Genomic DNA, 16,632 nt, shown 5'->3' on the forward strand with positions numbered 1-16,632 from the left:
AGGACACGATGTTCGTCCACAACCACATGAACGGCTGGGGCTGGGCCCTGATGTCACAGGGCTGGCTGGTGTTGCTGGTCCTCGTCGGCCTGGCCGTGGCAGTGCTGCTGCGGCACACCGCCGACGGCGGTCCCGGCCGCGCTGCCGACCGGCGTGACCGGAGTCCGCGGGAGCTGCTCGCCGAACGCTACGCCCCCGGCGAGATCGACGACGAGGAGTACCGGCGGCGGCTGGAGGTCCTGGGACAGGCCATCGGTCACCGGCAGGAATCGAAGTGACCGGACACGGTCGGCGGGCGCGTCCCCGCGACCCGGCAGTGAGCCGCCGAGGGGCCTGTCATCGCACCACTCGTGATGGGTCACGCCCGGCGCCGTGCCGGCCTCGCGTGAGGTGAGGGCGACCATGGCCGCAGCCACCTCGCAGCAGCTTCCGGTTGCCGCAAGCACACGCGGCGGTGACCTGGCTGTTCCCTGTTTGCAGCCGGAACAGGTGTTTGCGGCGCTGGGCAGTTCGACGCGGGGTCTCACTTCCGCAGAAGCCTCCGCTCACCTGGCGCGTCACGGCCCGAACGAGTTGCCGGCGCCGGCCGGGCGGGGCCTGTGGCGGCGGCTGCTGTCCCAGTTCACCGACCTGTTCGCGGTCGTGCTGCTGATCGCCTCCGGCATCACCTTCCTCGCCTACGGACTGCAGACGCCCCGGGACGAGGGGACGCTCCAGCTCGCCTTCGCGATCGCGGCCGTGGTGCTGCTCAACGCGGTGATCGGATTCGCCCAGGAGTACTCGGCCGAACGCACCGCAGAGTCTCTTCAGGCCATGGTGCCGCGCACCTGCACCGTGCTGCGCGACGGGGAGCGCGCCGTGCTGCCGGTACGGGACCTGGTTCCCGGTGATCTACTGGTCCTCCAGGCCGGTGACGCGGTGCCCGCCGACTGCCGGCTGGTCGAGGCGCGGGCGGTCGCGCTGAACAACGCCGCGCTCACCGGTGAGAGCGAACCCGCACGGCGGACGGCGGACGCGGTGCCACCCGGCCCGCTGCTCCAAGCCCGCAACTGCCTGTTCATGGGCACGGACGTGGTGGCCGGGGCCGGAAAGGCCGTGGCCTTCGCGACCGGCACGGCGACCGAGTTCGGCCGGATCTTCAAGATGACCGCACGGGCGCCGCGGCAGCGGACCCCGCTGCAGGTGCAGGTCGCGGTGATGGCACGCCGGGTCGCTTTGGCCGCGCTGGTGATCGGCGCGTCGCTGTTCGCGATCCGGATCCCGTCGGGGCAGCCGGTGGTGGCGTCGTTCGTCTTCGCTCTCGGGGTCATGGTGGCCCTGGTTCCCGAGGGACTCCCGGCGACGCTGTCGGTGTCGCTGGCCATCGGTGTGCGGCGGATGGCCCGGCGGCACGCGCTGGTCAAGAAGCTGCTGGCGGTGGAGGCACTCGGGTCGACGACGGTGATCTGCACCGACAAGACCGGCACGCTCACCCAGGCGGAGATGACCGTGACCCGGCTGTGGGCGCGGGGGGCCTGGCATGAGGTGTCCGGCGTCGGATACGAACCCGCCGGGGCAGTGGCCGATCCCGGCACCGTGCGCGAGCTGCTGCGCGTGGCGGCTTTGTGCTGCGACGCACGGTTGCTGCCGCCGGACGAGCGGGGCGGCTGGCGCGTCCTGGGCGACACCACGGAAGGCGCTTTGCTGGTGGCGGCCGCCAAGGCCGCGGTCGACATCTCTGAAGAAGAGCAGCGGACACCGCGCGTCATGGAGTTCCCCTTCGACTCCGAACGCAAGCTGATGTCCACCGTCCACGCCCTCGCGGACGGCAGCCGCATGGCCTGTGTGAAGGGCGCGTCGCAGGAACTGGTGGCGCGCTGCACCCATATCGCCGGCGACGGCGGGCCCGAGCCGCTGACCGCCGCGATCCGGCGCACGGTGAACGAGGCGAACGACGCGATGGCAGCTCAGGGCCTGCGTGTCCTGGGGGTCGCACAGCGGGCGCTGCCGCCCGGGCAGGTGGCCGGATCGCAGGAGGAAGCCGAGTCTCACCTGGTGTTCCTGGGCCTGGCGGGCATGCAGGACCCGCCACGGCCGGAGGTCACCGACGCCGTCGCGTCCTGCCGTCGCGCGGGGATCCGCATCGTGATGGTCACCGGAGACCACCCGCTCACCGCCGAGGCGGTCGCGCGGCGGGTGGGGATCGTCCGCGAGCCGGCGCCCACGGTGGTGACGGGCACGGATCTGGACGCCATGGACACGGCGGCACTGCGCGACCTGCTGGGGCGTCCCGCCGAGCTGCTGCTGTGCCGGGTCAGCCCCGAGCACAAGATGCGGGCCGTGGCGGCACTGCAGGAGCTCGGCCAGGTGGTGGCGGTGACCGGCGACGGCGCCAACGACGCCCCGGCGCTCAAGCATGCCGACATCGGGGTGGCCATGGGTGCCGGGGGCACCGACGTGGCACGGGAGGCCGCGGAGATGGTGCTGCTGGACGACTCCTTCGCGTCCATCGCCGCGGCGGTCCGGCTCGGCCGCTCGGTCTACCGCAATATCCGTAAGTTCTTGATCTACCTGTTCAGCCACAACATCGCCGAGCTGGTCCCGATCCTGGTCGCGACGTTCGTGGGATTCCCGCTCGTGCCGATCACCGCCGTGCAGATCCTGGCGATCGACCTGGGATCGGACGTGCTGCCCGCGCTCGCCCTCGGCGCCGAACCCCCGGAGCCGGACGTAATGGATCGCCCGCCGCGTCCCCGGCGCGAACCGCTGTTCTCCGCAGCCGTGGTGCGACGGTTCCTGTTCCTCGGCAGCATCCAGGCACTGGGAGTGTGCGCTGTCTTCTTCTGGCACATCAGCTCCGCCGGCATTCCGTACGCGGACTTCACAGCCGGCAACCCTGTCTACCGGGAGGCGATCACCATGGTCCAGGCGGGCATCGTGGTCAGCCAGTTCTTCAACGCCCAGGCAGTGCGCACCGACCGCGAGAGCGTCTTCCGCGTCGGCCTGTGGTCCAACCCCGCGCTGATCGCCGCAGGACTGCTCGGCGTCGCCATCATGGCGGCGATCTCCTACGTGCCGTTCCTGCAGGCCGTCTTCCACACCGCGCCGCTGGACGCCGCCGACTGGGCGGTGCTCGTGGCGTTCGGGGCGCTGCTGCTGGCCGCCGAGGAACTGCGCAAGTGGTGGCTGCGCCGGTTCAGGCCGCCGGCTGCGGCTCCGCTCGCGGAAGGAGCACGACGATGAGGGTGATCATCGTGGGCTGCGGCCGCGTCGGCGCCGCGCTGGCCCTCCGGCTCACCGCGGAAGGCAACGACACCTGGGTCATCGACCGTCGTGCACAGGCCCGGCAAGCCCTGCCCGCCGGGTTCACCGGGCACTTCCTCGAGGGCAACGGCTACAACCGGGCGGTGCTGGACGCCGCCGGGATCACACACGCCGACGCCCTGGTGGCCGTCACCGGCCGGGACAACGGCAACATCGTCACCGCCCGCGTGGCGAGACAGGCCTACCATGTGCCGGTCGTCCTGGCCCGCATCGACGACCCGCGCAGGGCGGAGATATACCGTGGCCTGGGCATCCGCACCATCAGCGGCGTCAGCTGGACCGTCCACCGGCTGCACCAGTTGCTGTCGCACCGGCACCTCGCGCCGGAACTGGGATTCGGCAACGGCGAGACGCTGCTGATCCGCTCCGGTCTTCCCGGCTACCTCACCGGCCGGCCCCTGTCGGCGTTCGAGGTGGACGGCGAGATCCGCGTCGCGGAGGTCACCCGCGGCGGGCACTCCCTCGTTCCCTCACACCACACCCTGGCCGAGCCCGGGGACGTGGTCACCTTCACCGTCGCCGCCGGCGCCCTCGGCCGTCTGCGCGGTTTCCTCGGCAAGGAGCTCGGGACGTGAAAGCCATCGTCGCCGGCGCCGGACGGCTCGGCGCCCAAGTCGCCCAGGTGCTCGCTGCCGCCCGGTACGACGTCACCGTCGTCGAACGCGACGAGGCACGCACCGCAGAACTCGGCCGGCGGCTCCCCGTCCGGATGCTGACCGGTGACGCATGCGACCCCGACCTGCTCGAGCACGCGGGCGCGCTCAACACCGACCTGCTCATCGCCACCACCGGGGAGGACGAGGACAACCTCGTCATCAGCCTCCTGGCCAAGCGGCATTTCGGCGTCCCGCGGGTGGCGGCCCGTGTCAACGACGAGGAGAACGCCTGGCTGTTCGACGGCACGTGGGGGGTGGACGCCGCGGTGCCCGCCGCCACACCGCTGATCTCTTTGATCGAGGAGGCGACGGGAGCCACCGACACGGTGGCCCTGCTGCGGCTGAGCAAGGCAGGGATCAACGTCATCGAGACCGCCATCAGCACGGCGTCCCGGGCCGCGGGCCGCCCGCTGGCCGAGGTGGTCATGCCGGAGGGCAGTGTGATCGCCACCGTCGTCCGCGACGGCCGGCCCAACGTGCCCACCCCCGAGTTGGTGTTGCGGCCCGGCGACGAACTCCTCGTGGTCTCCCACACCGCCACCGAACAGGAGATCCACGCGGCAGTCCAGTAGGCCGACGGGAGTTGCGCCCTCGGCCACGGCGCCGTCGACGCTTCGCCGAAGTCGTGCCTTGCCCGCCTGATGCACGGGCACCCGGCGCCCCCGCACCGCACACCGCACACCGCACACCGCGGCACGACCGCCCCCAGCCCCACAGGATGGGATGATTTCATCCGATGCGTTCCCAGCCTCGGCGGGGAGCGCGCGCGCCGAGTTGGACATCCCGGCTGCGGTAGACGATGTAGGGGCGGGTGAGGTACCCCAGTGGCGCGGTGAGCATATGGACCAGGCGGGTGAAGGGCCAGAACGCGAAGAGCAGCATGGCGCTGAGGGCGTGCAGTTGGAAGAGAACCGGTGCCCCGGTCATCCGGGAGGGGTCGGGCTGCAGGTAGAAGACCGAGCGGAACCAGACGGAGATGGTCTCCCGGTAGTCGTAGCCGCCGCCGACGAGGTTGGCGACGACGGTGGCGGCCAGGCCGAGAACGATGGTCGCGGTGAGCGAGACGTACATCGCCTTGTCGTTCTTCGTGGTGGCGGAGAAGACCGGGCCCACCGTGCGCCGCCGGTAGACCAGGATGGCCAGGCCGCCCAGTGTGCAGATCCCCGCGATGGAGCCGAGGACGACGGCGGACAGATGGTAGGCGTCCTCGCTGACACCGACCGCCGCGGTCCAGCTCTTGGGGATCACCAGTCCGCCGATGTGGCCGAGGAGCACCACGAGGATGCCGAAGTGGAACAGCGGGCTGCCGATGCGCAGCAGGCGCCGCTCGTAGAGCTGGGAGGAGCGGGTGGTCCAGCCGAACTTGTCGTAGCGGTAGCGCCAGATGTGGCCCAGGACGAAGATCGCGAGGCAGACGTACGGCAGGACGACCCACAGCAGGATGCCGCCGGTCCCGCTCTCGGCGGCCAGGGGGAAGGGCTGCGCGGGCGCGGTCATCATGGGCCTCCTGCCGGGTCGGGCATGAACTGCGGGGGCATGTAGGGGGCGAGGCCGACCTGTTCGTCGGGTGGCCCCTCGGCGGCGAGCCGGGCGACGGCCTCGCGCTCGTCGCCCTTGAGCGGTGGGAGCGTGGCCGAGACGGAATCCAGTACCGCCGCCCATGCGGACCCCTCCTCCCGCAGGGCCAGGCGCAGCAGCTCCACTCCGGCGCGGTGCTCGGTCAGCAGACGGCGTCCGGCGGGCGGATCCGCGGCCGCGAATTCCAGGACGACGGCCAGGTGGTCGGGCAGCTCGTCCTCGCTCAGGCGCAGGCCCGCGGCGGCGTAGGTCTGCTTCAGCCGCAGGAGGGCAATGCCGCGCTTGCGGGTGTCCCCGTGGGCGTAGTAGGTCAGGTAGGGGCAGCAGCGCTTGCGGTGGTCGAAGGTGGCCACGTACGCCGCCGCCAGATCGGCCGGCGTAGTGCGTTCGGCGTGCTCGACGAAGGCGAGCAGGGGATCCCTCACGGGTCCGGGCAGCGGGACGGCCGTGCGGCGGGCCAGGGAGAGGTAGCGCGTGAACTGCTCGTGCTCGTCGGGGTAGGCGAGAAGCAGGGACTGGGTCTGCCAGGCGTGGGCGTGCCACGGCTCGGCATGGCCCGCCTTCGATGTGATCGTTCTTCTCATGGCTTCGGCTCGGCCTCCCCGCCGCTGTCCGTGTCGGTGGCACGCTTGCTGCTCCCGGCGGGCCTGGGTGGATAGAGGCCGGGTGGGGAGCCCTTGCCGTCCCAGTTGAGGAGATTGACCCGGGTGGCCAGGTCGGTGGGGGCCGCGGGGGTGTCGGAGGTCTGCCGGTCGCGCAGGGCGTGGAAGGTTTCCACGGCCACCGCGGCGGCACCACCGGACGTCTCACCGAAGGGACCAGAGCCTCCCATGCCGGGGCCGCCCTCGTAGTCCAGGCTGCATTCGGTGGCCAGTTCCTCGAGTTTGTGGGCCTGTTCCGCGTGGGCGGGCGGGATGACGTACCGCTCGTCGTACTTGGCGAGCGCCAGCAGCCGGTACATGTCGTACATCTGCTCCTCGCTCATGCCGACCTTCTCGGGGATGGCGGCGTCGGGCTCGCGGCCGAGGTTGATGTCGCGCATGTAGGAGCGCATGGCGGCCAGGCGGCGCAGCACCGCGTCGACGGGCGCGGGGTCACCGGCCGTGAACAGCTGGGCGAGGTAGTCCACGGGGATGCGCAGGGCGTCGACGGCGGCGAAGAGGTTGTGGTGGTCCTCGGCGTCGTGTCCGGTGCCGCGGACGGCGTCGACCACCGGAGACAGCGGCGGGATGTACCAGACCATGGGCAAGGTGCGGTACTCCGGGTGCAGCGGCAGTGCCACTTTGTAGGTGTTGATCAAAGCGTGGACCGGGGAGCGCCGAGCGGCCTCGATCCAGTCCCGGGGGATGCCCGCCCGCTCGGCCTCGCGGACGACCCGCGGGTCGTCCGGGTCGAGGAAGACCTGGCGCTGGGCCTCGTAAAGGCCGGTGTCGTCCGGGGTGGAGGCGGCCTCGAGCACCTTGTCGGCGTCGTAGAGGACCAGGCCGATGTAGCGCAGCCGGCCGACGCAGGTCTCCGAGCAGACCGTCGGCAGGCCGACCTCCACGCGCGGGAAGCAGAAGGTGCACTTCTCGGCCTTGCCGGTGCGGTGGTTGAAGTAGACCTTCTTGTACGGGCATCCCGTCACGCACATCCGCCAGCCGCGGCAGCGGTCCTGGTCGACCAGGACGATGCCGTCCTCGGTGCGCTTGTAGATCGCGCCGGAAGGGCAGGAGGCCGCGCAGGACGGGTTGAGGCAGTGCTCGCAGATTCGCGGCAGGTAGAACATGAACGTCTGCTCGAACTCCAGCCTGATCCTCTCGGACACCTGTCCGAGCAGCACGTCCTTCTCGCCGTGCCGGTCCGAGCCGCCGAGATCGTCGTCCCAGTTCGCGGACCAGGAGATCTTCATGTCCTTGCCGGTGATCAGGGACTTGGGGCGGGCGACCGGCGTGTGCTCCTGCAGCGGGGCGTTGGTGAGCGTCGCGTAGTCGTACGTCCACGGCTGGTAGTAGTCGTCGAGCGCGGGGAGTTTGGGGTTGGAGAAGATCTGGATCAGCTTTTTGAACCGGCCGCCCGCTTTCAGCGCCAGCCGGCCCCGCTTGTTCAGTTCCCAGCCGCCCTGCCAGGTGTCCTGGTCCTCGTGGCGGCGGGGGTAGCCCTGGCCGGGCCGGGTCTCGACGTTGTTGAACCACACGTACTCGACGCCGGTGCGGTTGGTCCACGCCTGTTTGCAGGTGACCGAGCAGGTGTGGCATCCAATGCACTTGTCGAGGTTCATCACCATCGCCATCTGGGCCATCACCCGCATCAGTACGTCACCTCCTGATGCGTGCGGCGGCGGATGACGGTGACTTCGTCGCGCTGGTTGCCGGTCGGGCCGAGGTAGTTGAAGGCGTACGACAACTGCGCGTAGCCGCCGATGAGATGGCTGGGCTTGATCAGCAGGCGGGTCAGGGAGTTGTGGATGCCGCCGCGGCGGCCGGTGGTCTCGGTGCGGGGCACGTCGATGAGGCGGTCCTGGGCGTGGTGCATGTAGACGGTTCCCTCCGGCATGCGGTGCGAGACGACCGCCCGGGCGGCGACCACACCGTTGCGGTTGACAGCCTCGATCCAGTCGTTGTCCTGCACGCCGATCTTCGCCGCGTCGGCGGTGGACATCCAGATGGCGGGCCCGCCCCGGGAGAGGGACAGCATGAACAGGTTGTCCTGGTACTCGGAGTGGATCGACCACTTGTTGTGCGGGGTGAGGTACCGCACGGTGACGCCGAGTTCCCCGCTGTCCCCGACACGTGGCTCCCCGAAGAGCGCGTGCATGTCCAGTGGGGGGCGATAGACCGGAAGTTGTTCGCCCAGGGCGGCGATCCAGTCGTGGTCGAGGTAGAAGTGCTGGCGGCCGGTGAGGGTGTGCCAGGGCTTGAGGCGTTCGACGTTGACAGTGAAGGGCGAGTAGCGGCGCCCGCCCGTCTCCGACCCGGACCACTCCGGAGAGGTGATGACCGGCACGGGGGCGGCCTGGGTGTCGGCGAAGGTGACCTGCTTGCCCTCGTGCTCGGCCGCCAGGTCCGCCAGGCGGGTGCCGGTACGGGCTTCCAGCGTGCGGAAGCCCTGGATGGCCAGATGGCCGTTGGTGGTACCGGACAGGGCGAGGATCGCCTCGCAGGCGTGCACGTCCCGGGCCAGTAGTGGGCGGCCGTCGGCCGGTCCCCCACGCACGGTGCCGTTCTTGAGCCGCAGGTACTCCAGTTCCCGGTCGACATGGAAGGTGACGCCCTTGGTGGTGGCGCCGAGAGTGTCCAGCAGGGGGCCGAGCGCAGCCATCTTCGCGGCGACGGCGCCGTAGTCGCGTTCGATGGTGACGAGCTTGGGCATGGTGCGGCCGGGGACCGGTTCGCACTCTCCGGCCTTCCAGTCACGGACCCGGCCGTGCGGGGTGGCCAGGGCGTCCGGGGTGTCGTGCAGCAGCGGGGCCGCCACCACGTCCGTGCGGACGCCGAGATGCCCGGCGGCCTGGCGGCTGAACTCCCGGGCGATGGTGTGGAAGGCGTCGAAGTCGGTGCGGGTCTGCCAGGGCGGGGCGATCGCCGGGTTGAAGGCGTGCACGAACGGGTGCATGTCCGTGCTGGACAGGTCGTGCTTCTCGTACCAGGTGGCGGCCGGCAGCACCACGTCCGAGTAGAGGGTGGTGCTGGTCATCCGGAAGTCGAGGGTGAGCAGCAGGTCGAGCTTGCCGGTCGGCGCCTCCTGTCGCCACACCACGTCCAGCGGGCGGGCCTGAGGCGGTGCCTCGGCCGCGCGGACCGAGGACTCGGCACCCAGCAGGTGCCTGAGGAAGTACTCGTTGCCCTTCGCCGAGGAGCCGAGCAGGTTCGCCCGCCACACGGTGAGCACGCGCGGGAAGTTCTCCGGCGCGTCCGGGTCCTCTCCGGCGAAGCCCAGCCGCCCGGCCTTCAGTTCGCCCACCACGTGTTCGCCGACCGGGCGCCCGGCTGCCTCGGCCTCGTCGGCGAGGTCGAGCGGGTTGCGGTCGAAGGTCGGGTACGAGGGCATCCAGCCCATGCGCGCGGAGGCGGCGATCACGTCGGCGGTGGTCTGCCCGGCGAACCGGCCGCCTTCCCCGGCCGCGGCCAAAGTCGCGGCGGAGAACGGGTCGTAGCGGAACTGGTCGCTGTGCAGGTACCAGTACGCCGTCTGGATCATCTGCCGGGCCGGGCGGTTCCAGTCGGAGGCGGTGGCGATCGCCGAGTAGCCGGTGAGCGGGCGGACCTTCTCCTGGCCGACGTAGTGGGCCCAGCCGCCGCCGTTGACGCCCTGGCAGCCGGTGAGCGTGGTGAGCGTCAGGAACGCCCGGTAGATGGTGTCGGAGTGGAACCAGTGGTTGGTCCCCGCCCCCATGATGATCATGGAACGGCCGCGGGACTCCTCGGCGTTGGCCGCGAACTCCCTCGCGATCCGCGTGGCCTTCTCGGCGTCCACCCCGGTGATAGGGGCCTGCCAGGCCGGGGTGCAGGGCTCCTCCGCGTCGTCGTACGACGTCGGCCACCGGCCGGGCAGGCCGTCCCGGGACACCCCGTACCGGGCCAGCAGCAGGTCGAAGACGGTGGCCACCAGCCGCCCGGCGATCTGCCGCACCGGAACGCCGCGCCGCAGGACTCCCGCGCTGCCGTCCGGGGCGTCGAAGCGGGGCAGTTCCACCGTGACCGGGGCCTCGCCGCCGCCCTCGGCGGACAGCAGCGGTTCGACGCCTCCCAGATCGAGGTTCCACCTCCCGGCGCCCGACTCGCCGAACCGGTCGCCGAGGGTGCCGTTGGGCACCACCGGCCGGCCCTCGGCGTCCAGCAGGACCGTGCGGAACTCCGCGTGCTCGGCCGCCGCCTGCTCGCCGCCCAGGTCGGCAGCGGTCAGGAACTTCCCCGGCGCGTACCTGCCCGGCTCCCGCTCCTCCAGGGCGACCAGGAACGGCAGGTCGGTGTACCGCTTCACGTAGTTCTCGAAGTACGGGGTCCGGCGGTCGACGAAGAACTCCCGGAGGATGACGTGGCCCATCGCCATGGCCAGGGCCCCGTCCGTGCCGGGCTGGACGGCCAGCCACTCGTCGGCGAACTTCACGTTGTCCGCGTAGTCCGGGGAGACCGCCACCACCTTCTGCCCCCGGTAGCGGGCCTCGGCCATCCAGTGGGCGTCCGGGGTGCGCGTCACCGGGAGGTTGGAACCCCACATGATCAGATAGCCGGCGTCCCACCAGTCGCCGGACTCCGGTACGTCGGTCTGGTCGCCGAAAACCTGCGGGGAGGCCACCGGAAGGTCCGCGTACCAGTCGTAGAAGGAGAGCATCACGCCGCCGAGCAGCGAATAGAAGCGGGCACCGACGGCATGCGAGACCATCGACATCGCGGGAATCGGCGAGAAGCCGGCCAGCCGGTCGGGCCCGTACTTCTTGATCGTGTGCACGTGGGCGGCGGCGATCATCTCCACGGCCTCGTCCCAGGAGGCGCGTACCAGGCCGCCCTTGCCGCGTGCGGCCTTGTACCGGCGGGCGCGCTCCGGGTCGGAGACGATGTCCGCCCAGGCCGCGACGGGGTCGCCGAGCCGTCCCCTGGCCTCCCGGTACATCTGCAGCAGCACCCCTCGGACATAGGGGTAACGGACCCGGGTCGGCGAGTAGGTGTACCAGGAGAAGGCGGCACCGCGCGGGCAGCCGCGCGGCTCGTACTCGGGGCGGTCGGGGCCGACCGAGGGGTAGTCGGTCTGCTGGGCCTCCCAGGTGATGATGCCGTCCTTGACGTACACCTTCCACGAGCACGAGCCGGTGCAGTTGACCCCGTGGGTGGAGCGGACCACCTTGTCGTGCGACCAGCGGTCCCGGTAGAACTCGTCCGCCCGGCGACCGCCGCGCTTGTGCAGCGTGCGCAGGTCGGCCGAGACCTCTGCCCGGGTGAAGAACCGGCGCGAGCGCACCAGCGCCTCCGTCAGTTCGCCGTCCAGGCCCGGCGTGGGCCTCCCGCCCTCGCGTGCCGATGTCGATTCGGTCTCCGTACCCACCGTGCCGCTCCTCCCCGGACCCCGCCGGCCCCTCGGATGCTCGCTTCGGTTCTCTCAGGGAACGCCATCCCGCGCATTGCCACCATCACCGGCGCCCACACCTCGGATCCGGGGATCGCCGCCCCGCCGGGCAGCGCAAGGCGCGGCGGCAGAGGGTCCCGAATGGGAGAGTGGGGCGATGACGGGGCTCACGGACCTCAGCCGGACGGCTGCGGCATGCGGGGGCCGATCCGTGCGCGCACCGCCTCGACGGCCTCCCACTGCTCGGTGCTGAGGTAGGCCAGCGCGGCCGGGAAGACGCCGTCCTGCTCCTTGAGGATGTGCTCGCGCAGGAGAGCGAGCACATCCGTCAGCCGTTCCGCCCAGCCGGGGTCGACCGGGGTGCCGTCGGCGGCTTCGGCCAGTACGGCTTCGATGCGGCGGTGCTCGGCCTCCAGGACGGCCAACTGGTCCGGGAAGTCGTCGGCCAGGGCGGGGAAGAGCCCGTGTTCCTCGACCCGGGTGTGCGGCTCCAGGACGGCGGCGATCCGGCGGGCGGTCTCCGCCATCCGCGCGGGGTCGCCGTCACGGTGGGCCTCGCGTACGTGGCCGATGAGGTTCGCCACCGTCTCGTGTTCCGTGGTGAGCTGGTCGATGGACGCGACCGCCTGGCAGTCGCAGTATTCACACACCGCTCGCTCCTTTGCTCATCGAGTGGATCCGGGCCGTGGGGACGCGCCGGGTGACCGTGTGGCGTACCGCCATGGCGGTGAAGGCCAGGGCTGCGGCGGCCACCACCGCGAGCAGCGCCAGACCGAGGGCGTACGAACCGTAGGCGCCGTACAGCGAGCCCATCACCAGCGGCGGCACGAAGCCGCCGAGGCCACCCGCGGCACCGACCACGCCGGTGACCGAGCCGAGCTTGCCGGCCGGGGCCAGCAGCGCGACCAGGGCGAACACGGCGCCGCTGCCCGCGCCGAGCGCGGCGGCCATCGCCAGGAACGCGATGGTGCCCACCGGTGGCAGGGACGGCGTGAACGCCTGCACGAAGGCTCCGGCGACGACCACGGCCAGCACGCCGGCGAGCACCCGCACCGGTCCGATCCGGTCCGACAGCCAGCCGCCGACCGGGCGCATCGCCACCGCCAGCAGCACGAAACCGGCCATCCGGTTCGCCGCGTCCGCCTGGGTCAGGCCGTAGCCGGTCCTCAGATAGGTGGGCAGGTAGACGGAGAAGGCGACGTAGCCACCGAAGGCCACCGCGTACAGGGCGGACGCCTGCCAGGTGATCCCCAGCTTCAAGGTGGCGGCGAGACGGCGGGCCAGCGGGTCGGCGGTCACCGTACGACCGGGGGCGTCGCGCAGCACCAGGGCGGCCACCACCGCGTAGACCGCCAGCACCCCGGCGGTGATCAGGAAGGGACCGGCCATGCCGTGCGCGTCCACCAGCTTGACCGTGGTCAGCGCGCTGATCGCGGTGCCCCCCATGCCGGCCCCGAAGACGCCGATGGCGAGCCCGCGCCTCTCCGGCGGGAACCAGGCGTTGACAAAGGGCACGCCGACCGCGAACGCCGTGCCGGCGATGCCGAGGAAGAACCCTCCCACCAGCAGAGCGCCGAGCGAGGAGTGGCCGGCCAGACCGAGGTAGAGCACCGGCACCACCGTGGCCGCCGAGACGAGCGGGAACATCACCCGCCCGCCGTACCGGTCGGTCAGCGCACCCACCGGGATCCGGCCCAGCGAGCCGACCACCACGGGGACGGCGACCAGCAGCGACTGCTGGAACGAACTCAGACCCAGATCGTCCTTGAAACGCGGGCCCAGCGGGCTCAGCAACGCCCAGGCCCAGAAGTCGAGGGCGAAACCGACGGTGGCCAGCGCCTGCATCAGCCACGCCTGCCCGTGCCCAGGCGCACCAGGCCTACCGTGCTGCCTCCTCGACGGCTGGAGCATCCGGCCCGTCCTTTCGTGTCGCCATTACGACCCCGAACTCCGAGACGTGCCAGGGCCTCATGCCACTATCCGCACTCGGATGCCCCGGAGGGTTGGGCCATCCGGCCTCATCGTTGCCCGCTGGTCCTCTTCCTCATTCGGCGGGCCGGCGAAGGGGACGTCCTCCCGCAGCACCCACCTGCCCGGCCGAGCGGGGAGGGAGCAGGCGGCCTGCAGCACGGCCCTGCTCCCGGGGCCGTCCGGCCCTACGAAGGCCCCGGCCGAGGAGGCAGCATGAAGTGATGGTCCTCGACGACGGCTTTCCCGTACCGGCTCGGCAGGAGCGTCTGCGCCTGTCGGCCAAGGTACCGGTCGGTTGTGTCGTCCACACCCGGAAGGCGCTGCCGGCGGTTCTCGGCCGACTTCCGCCCGGACACCTCGGGCGACCGTGGTGAGCGACCTCGCCGAACACGAACGGCTGTCACGGACCGGCCCGCGCTCCCGGGTGACGCCGCGCGACGGCGTCTTCGTACGGATCGCGTCGGACTCCGGGCCGCCGGCCCGGAGTTCGATGCCCGACCCGGCTGATCCGCGGGCCGCTGCCCCAGCGGATCGAGTCGGGCCCAGAGCGGATCACGAGGGGGGAGACGACAGAGCGGAGGCATCCTCCATGGTGACGACAGACCACGATCACCCGCTCCCCGATGAGGCGGCGGCGGTGCTCCCTGGCGACGGGCGGGAAGTCGCCCGCATGCCCGGTCACTGGATGCTGGGCCGCCTGGGCAAGCGTGTCCTGCGTCCCGGAGGGCTGGAGCTGACCCGGTGGATGCTCGACGCCCTGGCCGTCGGCCCCGACGACAAGGTGGTGGAGCTCGCCGCCGGTCTGGGGGCCACCGCCCGGCTGACACTCGCGCGCGCTCCCGCGGCCTACACCGCGGTCGACCGTGATCCCGCCGCGGTGGCACGGCTGCGCACTCTCACATCTCCAGGGCCGACCGAGATCCGCGTTGTGCGGGCGGACGCCGCGAACAGCGGCCTGCCGGCCGGCTGCGCCACCGTCGTGTACGGGGAGGCGATGCTGAGCATGCGGCCCGAACCCGCCAAGCGGCGCGTCGTAGGGGAAGCACGCCGTCTGCTCGCCGAGTCCTGCGGCCGCTACGCCATCCATGAACTGTGCCTCGTACCGGACGACATCGACCCGGCCCTCGCCGAAGAGATCACCGCCGACCTGGGCGGCGCGATGCACGTCGGCGCCCGCCCGCTCACCGCGACCGGCTGGAGCGAGCTGCTGACCGACGCGGGCTTCACCGTCACCGGCCTCAGGACGGCGCCGATGGCGTTGCTCGAACCACGGCGGCTCGTCGCCGACGAGGGGCTGACGCGAGCACTGGCCATCGCCGGCCGCGTGGTCCGCGACGCGGCGGCCCGGCGACGCGTCCGACACATGCGCAGCACCTTCCACCGCCACCGGGACCACCTGTGCGCGATCAGCCTGCTCGCCGCTCCCACGGCAGCAGCCACGCAGCAAGGAGCACCCGCATGACCGCCACCGTGATCGACGACCTGACCGCCGAGCTGCCCATACCGGAGGACGGCACGCTCAGCCGCGTCCTGTACCGCGACGAGCGGCTGCGCCTGGTCGGTTTCGCGTTCGCCGCCGGCCAGGAGCTGACCGAACACACCTCGGCCCTGCCCGTGGTCATCCAAGTCGTCCAAGGCCGCCTCCACCTCGTGCTGGGCGAGGAGAAGAGGGTGGCCACACCCGGCAGCTGGGTCCACCTGCCTTCCCGGCTGCCCCACACCGTGCGCGCCATCGAACCCACGATCATGTTGCTGACCGTGCTGCCCACCGTGTCCGGCAGCCCTGACGGTGCCTGACCGTCCCCGTATCCGCGCCCCGCACTCACCATGGTTTCCGCGGAACGGGCCAACCGGACTGGCCGGGACACCGCGGGGCGTCGCGGACCGGCATTCGCCAGGAGAAGGGTTGCCGAGGTTCCGCGGGCGGGAGTCCGGGGCGTGCGCATGAGGACCGGGACGTGCGGGCGATCCCTCGCACTGCCGATGAACCGGCGTTCACGTGCGCACCAGCGGTGACCTGTCGAGGATGACGATGCCGGTCACGGCCAGGGCCGCGCCGAGGACCTGGACGGCGAGGTGCCCGGACGTGGCCAGGCGTTCGTGGAAGACGGCGGCGCCGGCCAGGACGGCGCCGATCGGCTCGATGGTGTCGATGAGGGGAAGACTGACCGCCAGCGATCCGGCCTGGAACGAGCTTTGAGCCAGCAGCAGCCCTGCTCCGCCGACGAACATCAGTGCGTACGGCTCCCAATGCGTCAGCGCGGCCGGCCCCCGGTCCCTGAACAGACCTGCCGCGCTCCTCGTCAGCGCGTCCAGCAACGCGAAAAGCAGTCCGGCAGCCGCCGCATACACTCCCGCGCGAACCTTTCCGGAGGACCGCAGACCGGCAGGCACCAGCGCGGTGACACAAGCCGCGACGACCGCCAGGAGCGGCAGCCAGTCCCGGGCATCGGGCCGGACCGCACCCGCTGAGTAGGGCAGCACGGTCAGAAAGGCGGCCACGCCGCCAGCGGTGCATACCGCGCCTGTGACGTCCCGTCTGGTGAGCTTCCGACGGCGGCGCCAGGCCAGGAGCGGCAGGGCGAAGAGGAGGTCCGTCGAGGCCAACGGCAGCACGAGCACCAGCGGGCCGAAGGCGAGGGCCACGCCCTGAACGACGAAGGAGAAGGCCGACAGCGCGATACCGGCCAGCCACAGCGGCCGATGGGCCAGAGCCCAGATCAGCCGGGGCCGGAGGGACTCCCTCGCGGGCATGGTCGCTGCGGCCTCTTGCTGCAGCACGGCCGCCACGGCGAAACAGCAGGCGGCCAGGAGCGCAGCCGGTACGGCAACGGCGATGGCCATGATCACAGGATGCTCGCCGACGGGTGCGGCCGCACCAGGGGGAGCGGCCCGCTTGAACAAGCGCCCCGCACCCCACCGGCGGCGCGCGGAAGGACCAGGTCTGCGCGAAGTGCGGTGCGGCCCTCGCTGTCGGGGCCGGACCGGACCTCTGGCCCGGACGCCACGAGGTATCCGAGTGTGGACAGGCCACAGGCGGGGCCGAGGTCCATCGCCGACGACGGACCGCTTCCCAACGGCG

At 71.4% G+C, this 16,632-nt stretch carries 13 protein-coding genes and 1 pseudogene; 7 read left to right on the forward strand and 7 right to left on the reverse strand.

The features are described from left to right. Positions 1-8: 8 nt before the first annotated feature. The 4 genes from AC3EUJ_RS13795 to AC3EUJ_RS13810 all read left to right on the forward strand — a co-directional run bounded on the left by AC3EUJ_RS13795 (position 9) and on the right by AC3EUJ_RS13810 (position 4,531). Positions 9-278: an SHOCT domain-containing protein gene (locus tag AC3EUJ_RS13795; protein WP_431961460.1), complete on the forward strand. Its 270-nt coding sequence runs from the start codon at positions 9-11 to the stop codon at positions 276-278. A gap of 211 nt (positions 279-489) precedes the next feature. Beyond that, positions 490-3,222, forward strand: coding sequence for a cation-translocating P-type ATPase (locus AC3EUJ_RS13800; RefSeq protein ID WP_431961544.1), 2,733 nt, complete (start codon positions 490-492; stop codon positions 3,220-3,222). Beyond that, positions 3,219-3,878 (forward strand): potassium channel family protein, encoded by a 660-nt coding sequence (locus AC3EUJ_RS13805; RefSeq protein WP_431961461.1) that lies wholly within the window; start codon positions 3,219-3,221, stop codon positions 3,876-3,878. Before AC3EUJ_RS13800 ends, AC3EUJ_RS13805 begins: the two co-directional genes overlap by 4 nt. Continuing rightward, positions 3,875-4,531, forward strand: a complete 657-nt coding sequence (locus AC3EUJ_RS13810; RefSeq protein ID WP_431961462.1) for a potassium channel family protein — start codon at positions 3,875-3,877, stop codon at positions 4,529-4,531. Before AC3EUJ_RS13805 ends, AC3EUJ_RS13810 begins: the two co-directional genes overlap by 4 nt. 157 nt (positions 4,532-4,688) lie before the next feature. Here the strand turns inward: AC3EUJ_RS13810 and narI are convergent, their stop codons facing one another. From narI to AC3EUJ_RS13840, 6 genes are all read right to left on the reverse strand, one after another. Beyond that, positions 4,689-5,456: a respiratory nitrate reductase subunit gamma gene (narI, locus tag AC3EUJ_RS13815; RefSeq protein ID WP_431961545.1), complete on the reverse strand. Its 768-nt coding sequence runs from the start codon at positions 5,454-5,456 to the stop codon at positions 4,689-4,691. Further along, on the reverse strand, positions 5,456-6,121 hold the full coding sequence (narJ, locus tag AC3EUJ_RS13820) for a nitrate reductase molybdenum cofactor assembly chaperone (RefSeq protein ID WP_431961463.1): 666 nt from the start codon (positions 6,119-6,121) through the stop codon (positions 5,456-5,458). The genes narI and narJ overlap by 1 nt, the downstream gene beginning before the upstream one ends. After that, the gene (gene narH / locus AC3EUJ_RS13825; protein WP_431961464.1) at positions 6,118-7,827 is read right to left on the reverse strand and encodes a nitrate reductase subunit beta; all 1,710 of its coding nucleotides are present in this window, start codon (positions 7,825-7,827) and stop codon (positions 6,118-6,120) included. Before narH ends, narJ begins: the two co-directional genes overlap by 4 nt. After that, positions 7,827-11,558: a nitrate reductase subunit alpha gene (locus tag AC3EUJ_RS13830; RefSeq protein ID WP_431961465.1), complete on the reverse strand. Its 3,732-nt coding sequence runs from the start codon at positions 11,556-11,558 to the stop codon at positions 7,827-7,829. Before AC3EUJ_RS13830 ends, narH begins: the two co-directional genes overlap by 1 nt. A 197-nt stretch (positions 11,559-11,755) precedes the next feature. Then, on the reverse strand, positions 11,756-12,229 hold the full coding sequence (locus AC3EUJ_RS13835) for a hemerythrin domain-containing protein (RefSeq protein ID WP_431961466.1): 474 nt from the start codon (positions 12,227-12,229) through the stop codon (positions 11,756-11,758). After that, positions 12,222-13,490 (reverse strand): MFS transporter, encoded by a 1,269-nt coding sequence (locus AC3EUJ_RS13840; RefSeq protein WP_431961468.1) that lies wholly within the window; start codon positions 13,488-13,490, stop codon positions 12,222-12,224. The genes AC3EUJ_RS13835 and AC3EUJ_RS13840 overlap by 8 nt, the downstream gene beginning before the upstream one ends. Positions 13,491-13,771: 281 nt before the next feature. Here AC3EUJ_RS13840 and AC3EUJ_RS13845 point away from each other — a divergent pair. The 3 genes and pseudogenes from AC3EUJ_RS13845 to AC3EUJ_RS13855 form a co-directional block, all read left to right on the forward strand. Continuing rightward, positions 13,772-14,007, forward strand: a pseudogene (locus AC3EUJ_RS13845) (pyridoxamine 5'-phosphate oxidase family protein); the annotation flags it as partial. Positions 14,008-14,139: 132 nt separating this feature from the next. Continuing rightward, positions 14,140-15,012: a class I SAM-dependent methyltransferase gene (locus AC3EUJ_RS13850; protein ID WP_431961547.1), complete on the forward strand. Its 873-nt coding sequence runs from the start codon at positions 14,140-14,142 to the stop codon at positions 15,010-15,012. Next, positions 15,009-15,347: a cupin domain-containing protein gene (locus AC3EUJ_RS13855; RefSeq protein WP_431961469.1), complete on the forward strand. Its 339-nt coding sequence runs from the start codon at positions 15,009-15,011 to the stop codon at positions 15,345-15,347. The genes AC3EUJ_RS13850 and AC3EUJ_RS13855 overlap by 4 nt, the downstream gene beginning before the upstream one ends. Positions 15,348-15,545: 198 nt before the next feature. Here AC3EUJ_RS13855 and AC3EUJ_RS13860 read toward each other — a convergent pair whose 3' ends face one another. Beyond that, a complete protein-coding gene (locus AC3EUJ_RS13860) occupies positions 15,546-16,394 on the reverse strand; it encodes a DMT family transporter (RefSeq protein WP_431961470.1) in 849 nt (282 codons plus the stop codon). Positions 16,395-16,632 lie beyond the last annotated feature (238 nt).

It is taken from the genome of Actinacidiphila sp. bgisy160 (assembly GCF_057707815.1).

Coding starts and splice junctions, on each gene's coding strand:
- AC3EUJ_RS13855 (WP_431961469.1), top strand. CDS start 15,009: ATGACCGCCACCGTGATCGACGACCTGACCGCCGAGCTGCCCATACCG.
- narJ (WP_431961463.1), bottom strand. CDS start 6,121: ATGAGAAGAACGATCACATCGAAGGCGGGCCATGCCGAGCCGTGGCAC.
- AC3EUJ_RS13860 (WP_431961470.1), bottom strand. CDS start 16,394: ATGGCCATCGCCGTTGCCGTACCGGCTGCGCTCCTGGCCGCCTGCTGT.
- AC3EUJ_RS13840 (WP_431961468.1), bottom strand. CDS start 13,490: ATGCTCCAGCCGTCGAGGAGGCAGCACGGTAGGCCTGGTGCGCCTGGG.
- AC3EUJ_RS13850 (WP_431961547.1), top strand. CDS start 14,140: ATGGTGACGACAGACCACGATCACCCGCTCCCCGATGAGGCGGCGGCG.
- AC3EUJ_RS13795 (WP_431961460.1), top strand. CDS start 9: ATGTTCGTCCACAACCACATGAACGGCTGGGGCTGGGCCCTGATGTCA.
- narH (WP_431961464.1), bottom strand. CDS start 7,827: ATGCGGGTGATGGCCCAGATGGCGATGGTGATGAACCTCGACAAGTGC.
- narI (WP_431961545.1), bottom strand. CDS start 5,456: ATGACCGCGCCCGCGCAGCCCTTCCCCCTGGCCGCCGAGAGCGGGACC.
- AC3EUJ_RS13805 (WP_431961461.1), top strand. CDS start 3,219: ATGAGGGTGATCATCGTGGGCTGCGGCCGCGTCGGCGCCGCGCTGGCC.